Raw genomic sequence first — 14,048 nt, 5'->3', positions numbered from 1 at the left:
CCGCAAGCGGCGGGCTAGAGGAATTTTATCCCTGTGAAAACGGGTCTTGAAACGCTGATTTTACCGGCAGGCGCGGCGGCCGATGCCACGGCTGCCCGCGTGCTCGCGGCCGGCGGGCTGGTCGCGTTTCCGACCGAGACGGTCTATGGGCTCGGCGCGGATGCCGCCAATGCCGCCGCGATCGCCCATCTCTACGCCGCCAAGGGGCGGCCGGCGTTCAATCCGCTGATCGCCCATGTCGCCGACCTCGGAGCCGCGCGGCGGATCGGGCGGTTCGATGCGCGCGCCCTGGCGCTGGCGGAGGCGTTCTGGCCGGGGCCGCTGACGCTGGTGCTGCCGAAGACGGACGACTGCCCCGTCGCGGACCTTGCCACCGCCGGCCTCGACACGGTCGCGATCCGCATCCCCGCTCACCCCGTGGCGCAGGCGATCCTGCGCGCCTTCGGCGGCGCCGTGGTGGCGCCGTCCGCCAACATCTCCGGCCATGTCTCGCCGACGGTGGCCGCCCACGTCCAAAGTGATCTATCGGGGCGGATCGACCTCATCGTCGATGGCGGGCCGGTCGAGGTCGGCGTCGAATCGACCATCGTCGGCTGCTTCGAGACTTCGACGCTGCTCCGCCCCGGCGGCCTGTCGCGCGAGCGGATCGAGGCCGTGCTCGACGCGCCCCTGGCGCGGCCGCCCGCGGAAGCCGAGAGCGACGACAGCCAACCGCTGGCGCCGGGCATGCTGGCCTCGCACTACGCGCCGCGTGCCGATGTGCGGCTCGACGCGCGCGATGTGGCACCGGGCGAAGCGCTGCTGGCGTTCGGCCCTGCGCGCCTGCCCGGCATCGAGGCTGCCGCGGCCGTCATGAATCTGTCGCCCACAGGTGATCTCGATGAAGCCGCCGCCAATCTGTTCGGCTATCTTCGCGCCCTCGATGCGAAGAGCCCGCGCGCGATTGCGGTGATGGCGATTCCGGAGGAAGGGCTGGGCGAAGCGATCAATGACCGGCTGCGCCGGGCTGCCGCGGCAAGATGAGAGCGAAGTAGACGACATGAACATCAACCAGCCTGCCATCCCGCCGCTTGCGCCCGAACTGATCGACCAATTTCGCAAGATCGTCGGCAAGCGCCACGCCATCACCGATGCCAACGACATCGCGCCTTACGTCACTGAAGAGCGCAATTTGTTCCACGGCCGCTCGCCGCTGGTGCTGCGCCCGGGCTCGACCGCCGAGGTCTCGGAGATCTGCAAGCTCGCCTCCGCGCACAGGATCGCGCTGGTGCCGCAGGGCGGCAATACCGGCCTCGTCGGCGGGCAGACCCCGCACAATGGCGAGGTGGTGGTGTCGCTGCGGCGGCTCGACAAGATCCGCGAGGTCGACGCCGCCTCCAACACCATGACGGTCGAAGCCGGCGTGGTGCTGCAGATCGCGCAGCAGAAGGCGGCCGAGGTTGACCGGCTGTTTCCGCTGTCGCTGGGCGCCGAGGGCAGTTGCACCATCGGCGGCAATCTCTCGACCAATGCCGGCGGCACCGCCGCGCTGGCCTATGGCGTCGCGCGCGAGATGGCGCTGGGGCTGGAAGTCGTGCTCGCCGACGGCCGCGTGCTCAACGTGCTGTCGAAGCTGAAGAAGGACAACACCGGTTACAATCTGCACAACCTGTTCATCGGCGCGGAAGGCACGCTCGGCATCATCACGGCGGCGACGCTAAAACTGTTTCCGAAGCCGCGGTCGGTGGAGACCGCCTTCGTCGGGCTGAAATCGCCGGCGGCCGCGCTCAAGCTGCTGACGATCGCGCAAGGCGAAGCCGCCAACGCGCTGACGAGCTTCGAGCTGCTGTCGGAGATGGCGGTGGATTTCTCGGTGCGCCACGGCATCGACGTGCGCGACCCGCTCGCAGAGAAGCATCCCTGGTACGTGCTGATGGAATTATCCTCTCCGGGTGAAGACGCCCGCACGCCGCTGGAGACGATCCTGACGCGCGCCATGGAGGAGGAGATCGTCGACGACGCCGTGATCGCGGCCAATCTCAGCCAGCGCAACGACTTCTGGAAGCTGCGCGAGGAGATGTCGGCGGCGCAGAAGCCGGAGGGCGGCTCGATCAAGCACGACATCTCGGTGCCGATCGCCGCCGTGCCTGACTTCATCGCCGAGGCCGACGCCGCCGTGGTGAAGCTGATCCCGGGCGCACGGCCGGTGCCGTTCGGCCATCTCGGCGACGGCAATTTGCACTACAATGTCAGCCAGCCGGTCGGCGCCGACACGGCCGATTACCTGGCGCGCTGGCACGACGTGAACGCTGTTATCTTCGAGATCGTGCTGCGCATGGGCGGCTCGATCTCGGCCGAGCACGGCATCGGCGTGCTCAAGCGCGACGAGCTGCCTGAGGTGAAGGACAAGACCGCGATCGAGCTGATGCGGTCGATCAAGGCGATGCTCGATCCGCACGGCATCATGAATCCGGGGAAGGTGCTGTGAGCAGGCTCGCGATCGACGCCATCAATGATGCCGACGTGGAGGGCGTCGTGGCGCTGTGGCAGCGCTGCGGCCTGACGCGGCCCTGGAACGATCCGCATGCCGACATCGCGCTGGCGCGGCGGCGCGACAATTCGACGGTGCTGCTCGGCCGCGACGATGGCGCGATCGTCGCGAGCGTCATGGTCGGCCATGATGGCCATCGCGGCTGGGTCTATTACGTCGCGGTCGATCCCGATTGCCAGAAGCGCGGCTACGGCCGCGTCATCATGACTGCCGCCGAGGACTGGCTGCGGCGTGCGGGTATCGCCAAGCTCCAGCTGCTGGTCCGGCGCGAGAATGCGCAAGCCAATGCGTTCTATGGCTCGCTGGGCTTCGAGCTCTCGACGTCCGTGATGTTCCAGAAGTGGCTCGACGGCCGCGCGACCACGCCAAGCAACTGAGATCGATCCATGACCATTTCCGATCGCGTCCGCATCAAGGACGTCCGCGTGCTCTCCGACAATTGGACGCCGCTGAAGAACACCACGCTCGAATACCGGCGCACCAACGGCGAGTGGCAGACGCAGCACCGCGAGACCTATGAGCGCGACAACGCCGCCACGGTGCTGCCGTATAATCGCGCGCGGCGCACGGTGATCCTGGTGAAGCAGTTTCGCCTGCCGGCGTTCATCCGCGGTTACGACGACCTGCTGATCGAGGCGGCCGCCGGCGTGCTGGACAACGCCGAGCCCGAGATGCGCATCCGCGCCGAAGCCGAGGAGGAAACCGGCTATCGGCTGCACCATGTCCACAAGGTGTTCGAGGCCTTCATGAGTCCCGGCGCCCTCACCGAGAAGGTGCATTTCTTCGTCGCCGAATACGAGCCGGAGATGCGCGTCAGCGACGGCGGTGGCCTCGAACACGAGGGCGAGGACATCGAGGTGCTGGAGCTCTCGATCGACGAGGCGCTGGCGATGATCGCGGACGGACGGATCATCGACGCCAAGGCGATCATGCTGCTGCAATACGTGGCGCTGCATGTGTTCAGGTGAGCTTGCTTGCGGAGGAGTGGCGCCTCACGCGGGGCGAGCCATCGCGGCAAGCAATTCAGCCCTGCATCCTCGCCGCCCCCCGTTGAGCAACGCCGAAACTATCTCTAGTCTGGCTCCAACCAAGAACCAGGAGACGCGCCCATGTCCGCTCCGCGCGACGAATTCGGCTTTGCACCCGACTACGATGCTCCCGTCCCTTACATGCAGCGCACGCGCGATTACTACGCTGCGATCGGCTACACCACGCCGTATCGCTGGGCGCATTACACCGAGGCGCCGTTCCAGCCGCTGAAGAAGCCCTTGTCGCAGTCGCGCGTGACGATCGTCACCACCGCTGCGCCGTTCGATCCCGACAAGGGCGACCAGGGACCGGGCGCGGCGTATAATGGCAGCGCCAAATTCTACCAGGTCTATGACGGCGACACCTCGAAAGAACACGATTTGCGCATCTCGCATATCGGCTACGACCGCAAGCACACCTCGGCGACCGACAACGGCACCTGGTTTCCGCTGCCGCAGCTGTTGAAGGCGAGCGCTGCGGGGCGGATCGGCGAGGTGAGCCAGCGCTTCTTCGGCGCGCCGACCAACCGCAGCCATCGCGTCACGCTCGACACCGACGCGCCGGAGATCCTGGCGCGCTGTCTGGCCGACAAGGTCGACGTCGCCGTGCTGGTGCCGAACTGCCCGGTCTGCCACCAGACCACGGCGCTGGTGGCGCGGCATCTGGAACGAAACGGCATTGCCACCGTGATCATGGGCTGCGCCAAGGACATCATCGAGCACGCCGCCGTGCCGCGCTTCCTGTTCTCGGACTTCCCGCTCGGCAATTCCGCCGGCAAGCCGCACGACATCGCCTCGCAGGCGCAAACGCTCGAGCTGGCCTTGAAGCTGCTGGAGAGCGCCAGCGGCCCGCAGACCACGATGCAGTCGCCGCTGCGCTGGAGCGAGGATGCTTCCTGGAAGCTCGACTACAACAACGTCGCCCAGCTCTCGCCCGAGGAGCTGGCGCGCCGCCGCGCCGAGTTCGACAAGCAGAAGGAGATTGCGCGCGGCAACCGCGCCGCCTGACGTCGTCCAACAATCAGAACAAGCTCGGAGAGCGACGTGACGCGACCGTTCGAGGGCGTGAAGATCCTGGACTTCACGCAAGTGCTGGCCGGCCCCTATGCGAGCTACCAGCTCGCGCTGCTGGGAGCCGACGTCATGAAGGTCGAGCGGCGCGAGGGCGAGGACATGCGCCGCACGCCGCTGTCACGCGAATGGGCAGAGCGCGGCCTGGCGCCCGCGTTCCAGGCCGTCAACGGCAACAAGCGCAGCCTGACACTGGATTTGCAGAAGCCGGAAGCCATCGCGATCGTGAAGAAGCTCGCGGCGCAGGTCGACGTCGTCATGGAGAATTTCCGCCCGGGCGTGATGGACAAGCTCGGCATCGGCTATGAGGCGCTCTCGGCGATCAATCCGAAGCTGATCTATTGCGCGGTCTCCGGCTTCGGCCAAACCGGTCCCGATCGCTTGCGGCCCGGCTATGACGGCAAGATGCAGGCGCTGTCGGGCATCATGGCAATCACCGGCCATCCCGAGACTGGGCCGACGCGCGCCGGCTTTGCGGTCTGCGACGTGCTGTCGGGCGCAACGGCTGCCTTCGGCGTGTCGAGCGCGCTGTATCAGCGCGACCGCACCGGCAAGGGCCAGCTGATCGACGTCTCCATGCTGGAGGCGACGCTGGCGTTCCTTTCGGGCCAGATCGCGGATTGGTCGGTCGCCGGCCATCGCCAGCAATTGTCAGGCAACCAGGCGGTGAGCCGCAGGACCACGGCGAATTTGTTCAAGTGCGGCGACGGCCACATCCTGCTCGCCGTCAACAACGAGAAGCAGTACCGCGCGCTGATGTCGGCGCTCGGCCGCGAGGACACGCTAACCGATCCGCGTTTCGCCGACTGGTTCTCCCGCAACGAGAACGAACCGGCTCTGCGCGCCATCATCGAGGAGGCGCTTGCGGCAAAGCCGGCGCGCGAATGGGAGACGATCCTGGAAGACGCCGGCGCGCCCTGCGCCAGCATCTGGAAGGTCGAGGAGGTGATCGACCATCCGCAGGTCGCCGCGCGAGGTGCGATCCAGGAGCTCGACACACCGTACGGCCGGCTGCGCTTTGCCGGCAGCAGCTTCAAGCTCGCGCATGGCGGCGGCAGACTGGACCGCATGGCGCCGGAGCTGGGGGCGGATACGGATGCGGTGCTGGGCGAGCTGGGATTCGATGCGGCGGCGATTGCGGAGCTGAGGGCGAAGGAGATTGTGTAGGTCTCTATTCGTCGTCCCGGATCGCGCTTCGCTTGTCCGGGACGACAGCGGAGTAAATGGCGCCAGCTCGACTAAGACAATCGCCTAAAACAACGACCCCTGCCCGTCATCCGCCGAACTCGCAGTAACCTTCCGCACCACCTTCTTCGGCTTGACCGCCACGGCCTCCGCCTCCATCTCCTCGGCGCTGATCGGCAACGCCAGCTGCTCGTCGTCGTTGGCTACGCGGTTGACGCGGGTGGAGACAGGGTGCCAGGCGAACTCGCCGATGCGCGGGGCGGTCAGCAGCGGCAGGATCGCATCGACCTCGTCGCCGCGGATGTCGAGCCAGCGCTCGAAATCGCGCGGGCTGATGGTGACGGGAACGCGGTCATGCAGCGCGGCGAGATCCTCGCCCGCCGCCGCCGTGACGATCGCAACCGTGTCGAGCTCTTCGCCGTTCGGCCCCATCCAGGTCTCGAACACCGCAGCGAAACCGAGCGGCTCGCCGTCGGCGCGGTGGATGAAGAACGGCTGCTTGCGGCCGCCCTCCGTCTTCCATTCGTAATAGCCGTCCGCGGGGATCAGGCCGCGCCGCCGCCGGATCGCCTTTTTGAAGGCGGGCTTCTCGAGAATCGTCTCGGAGCGGGCGTTGATGAGGAGCGTGAACCCGCGGGGATCCTTGACCCAGGTCGGCAACAGGCCCCATCGCATCAGGCGGAAATGCCGCGCGCCGTTCTCGACCAGCACGACGGGAATCGGTTGTGTCGGGGCGACATTGTACCGAGGCGGGAAATTCGGCTGCTCGACATAGCCGAACAGTTGCCGCAAAGCCGCGGGGGCCGAAGTTATGACGAAGCGTCCACACATCCCAAACCGTCTATATCAGGCCGTCTATATAGGGTCCGTTCAGGTCCTTTTAACCCCGAACGTTAACACTGCGGCCGATGAGCTCAATGGCCTCCCAACCCGCGCGGACGCATGTACAGACGGGCCCCGAGGCCGCCGCCTGGGCCGAACGGCTGCGCGTCGCCAACATCAACCCGCGGACCGGGCTTGCCACCGACTATCTCAACCATTTCAATGAAGCGGTGATGCTGCTGGAAATGGTCCCCGACATGCCGGAATGCGCGGAAGACTTCTTGACCTGGTCGCCGCTCTCCTATGCCGAGCATTTCACGGCGTCGAATTTCAAGGCGAGGGATCTCGCCATCGAGGCCTATGAGAAAGCCGATCCCAGCGTGCGCGCCCAGTTCGACCACATCACCGACACCATGACCTCGATTCTATCAGCGGTCGGCTCGGCCATGCGCGAGGTCGAGAAGGACACGACGCGCGTGCGGCTCGCCGAGCAGGCGACGGCCTGGGTCAAGCCGCTGATCGCGGCCTGCGGCGGCATCATCAATGGCGGCGCGGAAGCCGACATCGACACCATCATGGCGAACTGAGCCGTGGTGCCGGCAGCCCAGCCCACCCATCCGCAGATCGCCGTCAGCGCCGCGATTTTCCGAGACGACAAGGTGCTGCTGACCCGCCGCGCCCGCTCGCCCGCCAAAGGGTTCTATTCGCTGCCCGGAGGCCGGGTCGAGTTCGGCGAATCGCTGCACCAGGCCCTGCTGCGTGAAGTGGACGAGGAAACCGGGCTTGCCATCGACATCGTCGGCCTTGCCGGCTGGCGCGAGGTACTGCCGGCGTCGGCCGGCGCCGGCCATTATCTGATCATGTCCTTTGCCGCGCGCTGGGTGGCCAAGGAGCCGGCTCTGAACGACGAGCTCGACGACTACCGCTGGATCGCCCCGGATGCCCTGGCGGGCCTCGGCGACCTTAAGCTGACCGGGGGGCTGGAAGAGGTGATCCAGTCGGCCGCACGCCTGATCGGGCCCTGACGCCCCGCCTTGCTTCCACCGCCCCGAGGGGGCATACAGCCGCCGATGTCCACGCGATTTCCGGCCATTTTTGCCCTGATTCTCGCCTGCGCCTGCGTGCCCGCCCGGGCCCAGGGCGTGGCGGCGCCGTTTGACGGCGACCTGCAGCGGCTGGCCGAGATCCTGGGCGGCCTGCACTATCTGCGCGGCATCTGCGGGTCCAACGAGGGAAACAAGTGGCGCAACGAGATGCAGGCGCTGATCGATGCCGAAACACCCTCGGGCGAACGCCGCACCCGCATGATCGCGGGCTTCAACCGCGGCTATAACGGCTTTCAGCAGACCTACCGGAGCTGCACGCCGGCGGCGACGGTGGCGATCCGCCGCTATATCGAGGAAGGCTCGAAGATCTCGCGGGATTTGACGGCGCGCTATGCGAACTGAGCTCATCTCTTCCGGCCGCGGGCAGACGCGTGCTTCGCACGCTCCTCACCATAAGGGTTGGGCTTGGCGCGTGCGGCTGGAACTCTGTCATCGACTTTGTTCACAGCCGTTAACCTTTCTTAAAGATGTGGCCTAGCGGCCGTTAACGCCCGTGCTACACCTCTCGCACAGCGCATCGCCGTGGATCGCGCCCCAGCCCTGACCGAGTTTCATGAGCCAGCCGATTTCCTACGCCCCCGCCCGCGCGCCGCTGCCCGATCACGAGCAGAAGCAGGCCGCACTGAGCTATCTCAACGAAGCCTGGGCCGAAGCGCGCCATGACGGCGTCGACGGCGACTGCCTGGCGCAGGCGAGCTTGTTCGCCGCCTTTGCCGAACTGGTCGGCACCTATGGCGAGGACGCGGTGGCGAAATTCGTCGAGGGCTTTCCCGGCCGCATCCGCAACGGCGAATTCTCGGTCAGCCTCGCAAGGCAGTGAGCCGTCGAAAAATGACCCCGCCACGCGGGCGGGGCCAGTTGACGGATGAATGACTTTGCGAAAAGCGTCGCGCAGTCTGACGCGTTTATCGCACGATGGCGATTAAACGCGGACAAGCATTAGTCTCGCGATGACCGGGACATGTTCCCGGTGGCGCCGGGAATGCGCGCCTCAGTCGGTCTCGATCGGCAGCGCTGGATCCCTTGCCCACTCGCCCATCGATGCGTCGTACAGCGTCAGCCTGTCGTAGCCGAGCTGGGTCAGCAGCAGCAGATCGATCGTGGCCGAGATGCCGCCGCCGCAATAGAGGATCACGCTCTTGTCGCGCGTGACGCCTGCCGCGGCGAATTTCGCTTCGGCATCCGCAAGCGTCGTCAGCGTCTTGTCCGCGTTGGTGAGCGTCGCGGCGGGAACGTTGACGCTGCCGGGAACGCGGCCGGGCCGGCCGTAGCGGCTCGGCTCGAGACCCTGATGAAACTGCGGACCGAGCGCGTTGACGATGACGGTCGCGGGATCGCCGATCCGCGACATCACCGCGGTCTTGTCGACGAAGAAGCCCGCGCGCGGCGTGGCCTTGAAGGTCGTGACCGGATAGCCCTTGGGCGCGCCGGTCTCGACCGGCCGCCCCTCTTCCTTCCATTTGTCGAAACCGCCGTCGAGCACGCGCGCATCGACGCCGAGCGAGCGCAGCATCCACCAGAACCGCGTCGACCACATCATGCTGCCGATGCTGTAGAGCACGATGGTCTTGCCCGCATCGAGGCCGTGGCGGCCGAAGGCGGCCTCCAGCTGGGCCACATCGGGCATCATGAAGAACTGCTCCGACGAGGCGTCGGAGAACTCGCCCTGCAGATCGAGGAAATCGGCGCCCGGGATGTGGCCGGCCGCGAACGTCTTGTCGCCGGGCACCGCGCGATAGGGCACCTCGCTGCCCGGCGGCACCGGCTCGTTGTAGGTGGTGCAGTCGTAGACGCGGAGGTTGGGATCGCCGAGGATGGCGGCGAGCTGCTCAGTGGTGATGAGGGGGGATGGCTGGGACATCGGACGGCGCTCCCGTTTGAGAGGAAGTTAGACCTCTCCCCTCGTCATTGCGAGCGCAGCGAAGCAATCCAGAAATCCCTCCGCGGAGGCAGCCTGGATTGCTTCGTCGCAAGGGCTCCTCGCAATGACGGGGATGGTGCGATCGTCCCCCGATGGTCGCAACCTACTGCTTCAACGTCTCCAGAAACCGCACCGGCTCGCCTTGCGAAGGCGTCACCAGCTCGCCCTGCCACATCACGCGGCGGCCGCGGATGAAGGTACCGACGGGCCAACCCGTGACGCGCAACCCGTCATAGGGCGTCCAGCCGGCCTTGGACGCCACCCATTTGTTGGTGATGGTCTCACTGCGCTTGAGGTCAACGATGGTGAAGTCGGCGTCGTAGCCGGCGGCGATGCGGCCCTTGCAGGCCATGTTGTAGAGACGCGCGGGTCCGGCGCTGGTGAGATCGACGAACCTTGCCAGCGAGAGCCGGCCGGCGTTGACGTGATCGAGCATGATCGGGACCAGCGTCTGCACGCCGGTCATGCCCGAGGGCGAGGCCGGATAGGTCTTCGACTTCTCTTCCAGCGTATGCGGCGCGTGGTCGGAGCCGAGCACGTCGATGATGCCCTGCTCGATGCCGCGCCAGATGCCGGCGCGATGATCTGCCCCGCGCACCGGCGGATTCATCTGCGCCAGCGTGCCGAGCCGCTCGTAGCATTCGGGCGCGACCAGCGTGAGATGATGCGGCGTCGCCTCGCAGGAGGCGACGTCCTTGTGATCGCGCAGGAACTCGATCTCTTCCTTGGTCGAGATGTGCAGCACGTGGATGCGCTTGCCGGTCTCGTGCGCCAGCTTGACGAGGCGCTGCGTCGCCATCAGCGCCGCGGTCTCGTCGCGCCAGACCGGATGCGAGCGCGCGTCGCCCTCGATCCGCAGCGATTTGCGATCGTTGAGGCGGTACTCGTCCTCGGCATGGAACGCGGCGCGGCGGCGGATCACCTGGAAGATGCGGCGCAGGCTTTCGTCGTCCTCCACCAGCAGCGCGCCGGTGGATGAGCCGATGAACACCTTGACTCCGGCGCAGCCCGGCGCACGCTCCAGCACCGGCAGATCCTGCACGTTCTCGCGGGTGCCGCCGATGAAGAAGGCGAAATCGCAATGCATGCGGTGATGGGCACGCTTGACCTTGTCGGTGAAGGTGGCTTCGGTCACTGTGAGCGGAGAGGTGTTCGGCATCTCGAACACGGCGGTGACGCCGCCCATGACGGCGCTGCGCGAGCCGGTCTCGAGGTCTTCCTTCTGCTCCAGCCCGGGCTCGCGGAAATGCACCTGCGTGTCCATCACGCCAGGCAGGATGTGCAGGCCCTTGCAGTCGATCACCTCGGCAGCTGAGCCTTGCGACAGCGGACCCAGCTCGGCAATGCGACCATTGCTGATGCCGATATCGCGAACACCCTCGCCGTCCTGGTTGACCACCGTGCCGCCTTTGAGGATCACGTCGAAACGCTGGGTCATGGCAAAGGGCCTCTCTCATCCCCAAGCGCAGGGCTCGAGGTCTTGTCGTTTTTGCCTTGCGGGCTTACGTTCCGGAGCAACATGTCGCAAGAGATTTTCGCATGAAATCAGCGTTTCTTCCCGACCGGGGTGTGGTCAAGGTCGCGGGCGAGGATGCGCGCAACTTCCTCAACGGCCTCATCACGACCGACCTCGACAGGCTCAAGCCGGGCCTGGGGCGATTTGGCGCGCTGCTGACGCCTCAGGGCAAGATCGTCGTGGATTTCCTGATCACGGAGGTCCCCGCCGGCCATGGCGGCGGGTTCCTGATCGACTGCCCGAAAGCGTTGGCGGAAATATTCGCGACCAAGCTGAAATTCTACAAGCTGCGCGCCAAGGTCACGGTGGAAAACCTGTCCGACAATCTCGGCGTGCTCGCCGCCTGGGGTGGCCCACTCGCGGCGCAGCCGGACCTTGCCTTTGCCGATCCGCGCAATGAAGGCCTCGGCTTTCGCATCCTGATCCCCGAAGATCTCAAGCAGAAGCTGTCCGATCTGATCGGCGCAGAGCTCGTCGAGCCCACCGAGTACGAGTCCCACCGCATCGCGCTCGGCGTTCCGCGCGGCGGGCTGGACTTCATGTACAGCGATGCGTTCCCGCACGAGACCAACATGGACCGGCTTGCCGGCGTCGATTTCGACAAAGGCTGCTATGTCGGCCAGGAGGTCGTCTCGCGCATGCAGCATCGCGGCACCGCGCGCACCCGCAGTGTGAAAGTGTTGCTCGACGGTCCCGCGCCCGAGGCCGGCGCCGCCATTCTCGCCGGCGACAAGCAAGTCGGCACCATCGGCTCGACCGCCGGCGGCAAAGGCATCGCGCTGGTGCGCATCGACCGCGTTGCGGACGCCCTCGACGCCGGCCAGCCGCTCACCGCCGGCGGCCTCGAACTGACGCTCGCGGAACCCGAGAGCGTGCGCATTCCAACCAAGCAACCCATCGCATGAGCCGCGCCCCTCGCCTGCATCCCGACGGAAAGACGCGTTGCCCCTGGCCCGGCGAAGATCCGCTCTATGTCGCCTATCACGACACCGAATGGGGCGTGCCGGAATATGACGACCGCGCGCTCTATGAGAAGCTGATCCTCGACGGTTTCCAGGCCGGCCTGTCCTGGATCACGATCCTGCGCAAGCGCGACAATTTCCGCAAAGCCTTTGACGATTTCCAGCCGGAGAAGATCGCGCGCTACAACGAGAAGAAGATTCATGCGCTGATGAACGATGCCGGCATCGTGCGCAACAAGGCCAAGATCGACGGCACGATCTTGAGCGCGAAATCGTATCTCGACATCATGGAGAAGGGGCCCGGCTTCTCGAAGCTGCTGTGGGACTTCATGGACGGAAAGCCCAAGGTCAACCACTTCAAGACCACCGCGAGCGTGCCGGCCTCGACGCCGCTGTCCGTGCAGATCTCCAAGGAGCTGTCCTCGCGCGGCTTCAAGTTCGTCGGCCCGACCATCGTCTATGCCTTCATGCAGGCGACCGGCATGGTCAACGACCATCTTGTCGACTGCCATTGCCACGCGAGCTGCGGCAAGACGCAGCGCAAGCCGCGTCTCAAGTCCAAATGACGGCGAAGAAGACCGCGCGCGATGCGCAGTCCCGCGCCTGGCAGCGCATGCTGTCCGGCCGGCGGCTCGACCTGCTCGATCCCTCGCCGCTCGATATCGAGATCGCCGACATCGCACATGGCTTGGCGCGCGTCGCGCGCTGGAACGGGCAGACGACGGGCGCGCATATCTTCTCGGTTGCGCAGCACACGCTCCTCGTGGAGACCGTGATGCGGCACGAAATGCCAGGCGTCGATCAGCGCATGCGGCTTGCGGCACTGCTGCACGATGCACCCGAATATGTGATCGGCGACATGATCTCGCCGTTCAAGGCGGTGCTCGACGGCCATTACAAGGCAGTCGAGAAGCGCCTGCTCGGCGCCATCCACATTCGCTTCGGCCTGCCGCCGGAGCTGCCGGAGGAAATCACGCAGGCCATCAAGGCCGCCGATCGCGGCGCGGCCTATCTGGAAGCGACCGAGCTTGCCGGCTTCAGCGAGAGCGAGGCGCGGCGCCTGTTCGGCAAGGATCCCGGCCTCGCCGACAGCGTCCGGCGCGACTACCTCACGCCCTGGACCGCGGCGCGGGCCGAGAAGCAGTTTCTGGAGCGGTTCGACGCGGTGTTCGCGTAGCATCATTCCTTCGTTGCCTCGTAGGGTGGGCAAACGCGCTCTTGCACCGTCCACCGACTTTTCCCAGTTGCGACGAAAGTGGTGGGCACGCTTCGCTTTGCCCACCCTACGATCGCTCGCTATAATCCGCGGCAAAAGGTACGCCATGATCCACGTCTGTTCCCTCGCCGCGCTTCCCGAAACCGTCCGCCTCACCAAGGCCAGCCACGTGCTGACCGTGATGGCCAATGTCGAGCAGGTGGCGCGGCCGGTGTCGGTGCTGCCGGCCAACCATCTCAAGGTGTCGATGGACGACATCACCGAGGAGATGGACGGCTTTGTCGCGCCGTCGGAGACGCATATCGAGCAGGTGCTGAACTTCGTGCGCGGCTGGGACCGCTCAGCGCCGCTGGTGGTGCATTGCTACGCCGGCATCAGCCGCTCCACCGCGAGCGCGTTTGCAGCGGTGTGCGCGCTCAATCCGAACCGTGACGAAATCGAGATCGCCAGGAAGATCCGCGCGGCCTCGCCGATCGCCTCGCCGAACCGGCGCATCGTCGGCCTCGCCGATCGCGCATTGGGACGCAACGGCCGGATGCTGCGCGCGCTCGACGAGATGGGCCCGGGCGCGATGATGGTCGAGGGCCGCCCCTTCGTGATCGAGCTCGAATGACGGCAGGGGGCTACATCGCTCGCGCGTTCGTGCCCGGATGTCTCCGCACCGTCATGGCCGGGCTAGTCCCGGCCATCC

At 66.2% G+C, this 14,048-nt stretch carries 17 protein-coding genes; 14 read left to right on the top strand and 3 right to left on the bottom strand.

Going from position 1 to position 14,048, the window contains the following annotated elements; all coding sequences use genetic code 11:
• Positions 1-33: 33 nt before the first annotated feature.
• From LPJ38_RS15625 to LPJ38_RS15600, 6 genes are all read left to right on the top strand, one after another.
• Positions 34-1,023: an L-threonylcarbamoyladenylate synthase gene (locus LPJ38_RS15625; protein ID WP_145637105.1), complete on the top strand. Its 990-nt coding sequence runs from the start codon at positions 34-36 to the stop codon at positions 1,021-1,023.
• Positions 1,024-1,039: 16 nt separating this feature from the next.
• The gene (locus LPJ38_RS15620) at positions 1,040-2,467 is read left to right on the top strand and encodes an FAD-binding oxidoreductase (RefSeq protein WP_145637104.1); all 1,428 of its coding nucleotides are present in this window, start codon (positions 1,040-1,042) and stop codon (positions 2,465-2,467) included.
• Entirely contained in the window at positions 2,464-2,907 is a 444-nt protein-coding gene (locus tag LPJ38_RS15615) for a GNAT family acetyltransferase (RefSeq protein WP_145637102.1), read from the top strand. Before LPJ38_RS15620 ends, LPJ38_RS15615 begins: the two co-directional genes overlap by 4 nt.
• Before the next feature lie 9 nt (positions 2,908-2,916).
• The gene (locus LPJ38_RS15610) at positions 2,917-3,498 is read left to right on the top strand and encodes an NUDIX hydrolase (protein ID WP_145637100.1); all 582 of its coding nucleotides are present in this window, start codon (positions 2,917-2,919) and stop codon (positions 3,496-3,498) included.
• Between the two features lie 141 nt (positions 3,499-3,639).
• The gene (locus LPJ38_RS15605; protein ID WP_145637098.1) at positions 3,640-4,566 is read left to right on the top strand and encodes a glycine/sarcosine/betaine reductase selenoprotein B family protein; all 927 of its coding nucleotides are present in this window, start codon (positions 3,640-3,642) and stop codon (positions 4,564-4,566) included.
• Positions 4,567-4,602: 36 nt separating this feature from the next.
• Positions 4,603-5,796 (top strand): CaiB/BaiF CoA transferase family protein, encoded by a 1,194-nt coding sequence (locus LPJ38_RS15600; RefSeq protein ID WP_145637096.1) that lies wholly within the window; start codon positions 4,603-4,605, stop codon positions 5,794-5,796.
• A gap of 84 nt (positions 5,797-5,880) precedes the next feature.
• Here the strand turns inward: LPJ38_RS15600 and LPJ38_RS15595 are convergent, their stop codons facing one another.
• Positions 5,881-6,645: an SOS response-associated peptidase gene (locus tag LPJ38_RS15595; protein ID WP_145637092.1), complete on the bottom strand. Its 765-nt coding sequence runs from the start codon at positions 6,643-6,645 to the stop codon at positions 5,881-5,883.
• A gap of 77 nt (positions 6,646-6,722) precedes the next feature.
• Here LPJ38_RS15595 and LPJ38_RS15590 point away from each other — a divergent pair, with 77 nt between their 5' ends.
• The 4 genes from LPJ38_RS15590 to LPJ38_RS15575 all read left to right on the top strand — a co-directional run bounded on the left by LPJ38_RS15590 (position 6,723) and on the right by LPJ38_RS15575 (position 8,562).
• Positions 6,723-7,223: a hypothetical protein gene (locus LPJ38_RS15590; protein WP_145637089.1), complete on the top strand. Its 501-nt coding sequence runs from the start codon at positions 6,723-6,725 to the stop codon at positions 7,221-7,223.
• A 3-nt stretch (positions 7,224-7,226) separates the two neighbouring features.
• Positions 7,227-7,661 carry an NUDIX hydrolase gene (locus LPJ38_RS15585; protein ID WP_145637086.1) on the top strand — a complete coding sequence of 145 codons (435 nt, stop codon included), beginning with the start codon at positions 7,227-7,229 and terminating at the stop codon, positions 7,659-7,661.
• Positions 7,662-7,706: 45 nt separating this feature from the next.
• Positions 7,707-8,084 carry a TIGR02301 family protein gene (locus LPJ38_RS15580; RefSeq protein WP_145637083.1) on the top strand — a complete coding sequence of 126 codons (378 nt, stop codon included), beginning with the start codon at positions 7,707-7,709 and terminating at the stop codon, positions 8,082-8,084.
• A 211-nt stretch (positions 8,085-8,295) separates the two neighbouring features.
• Entirely contained in the window at positions 8,296-8,562 is a 267-nt protein-coding gene (locus LPJ38_RS15575; RefSeq protein WP_008562226.1) for a hypothetical protein, read from the top strand.
• A 171-nt stretch (positions 8,563-8,733) separates the two neighbouring features.
• Here LPJ38_RS15575 and LPJ38_RS15570 read toward each other — a convergent pair whose 3' ends face one another.
• Together LPJ38_RS15570 and LPJ38_RS15565 are read right to left on the bottom strand one after the other, a co-directional pair.
• Positions 8,734-9,603, bottom strand: coding sequence for a sulfurtransferase (locus tag LPJ38_RS15570; RefSeq protein ID WP_145637080.1), 870 nt, complete (start codon positions 9,601-9,603; stop codon positions 8,734-8,736).
• Between the two features lie 163 nt (positions 9,604-9,766).
• The gene (locus tag LPJ38_RS15565; RefSeq protein ID WP_145637078.1) at positions 9,767-11,101 is read right to left on the bottom strand and encodes a dihydroorotase; all 1,335 of its coding nucleotides are present in this window, start codon (positions 11,099-11,101) and stop codon (positions 9,767-9,769) included.
• A gap of 101 nt (positions 11,102-11,202) precedes the next feature.
• Between LPJ38_RS15565 and ygfZ the strand changes: the two genes are divergently transcribed.
• The 4 genes from ygfZ (at position 11,203) to LPJ38_RS15545 (ending at position 13,970) form a co-directional block, all read left to right on the top strand.
• Positions 11,203-12,084, top strand: coding sequence for a CAF17-like 4Fe-4S cluster assembly/insertion protein YgfZ (gene ygfZ / locus LPJ38_RS15560; RefSeq protein WP_145637075.1), 882 nt, complete (start codon positions 11,203-11,205; stop codon positions 12,082-12,084).
• Complete coding sequence (locus LPJ38_RS15555) at positions 12,081-12,707, top strand: DNA-3-methyladenine glycosylase I (RefSeq protein WP_145637072.1); 627 nt, start codon at positions 12,081-12,083, stop codon at positions 12,705-12,707. The genes ygfZ and LPJ38_RS15555 overlap by 4 nt, the downstream gene beginning before the upstream one ends.
• Positions 12,704-13,318, top strand: a complete 615-nt coding sequence (locus tag LPJ38_RS15550; RefSeq protein WP_145637069.1) for a YfbR-like 5'-deoxynucleotidase — start codon at positions 12,704-12,706, stop codon at positions 13,316-13,318. The genes LPJ38_RS15555 and LPJ38_RS15550 overlap by 4 nt, the downstream gene beginning before the upstream one ends.
• Before the next feature lie 145 nt (positions 13,319-13,463).
• The gene (locus LPJ38_RS15545) at positions 13,464-13,970 is read left to right on the top strand and encodes a tyrosine phosphatase family protein (RefSeq protein WP_145637065.1); all 507 of its coding nucleotides are present in this window, start codon (positions 13,464-13,466) and stop codon (positions 13,968-13,970) included.
• Positions 13,971-14,048 lie beyond the last annotated feature (78 nt).

It is taken from the genome of Bradyrhizobium daqingense (assembly GCF_021044685.1).
In the GTDB taxonomy this organism is placed as follows: Bacteria; Pseudomonadota; Alphaproteobacteria; order Rhizobiales; family Xanthobacteraceae; genus Bradyrhizobium; species Bradyrhizobium daqingense.
The sequence above is the reverse complement of the archived record's forward strand: the minus strand, read 5'-3'. Positions and strand labels throughout refer to the sequence as shown.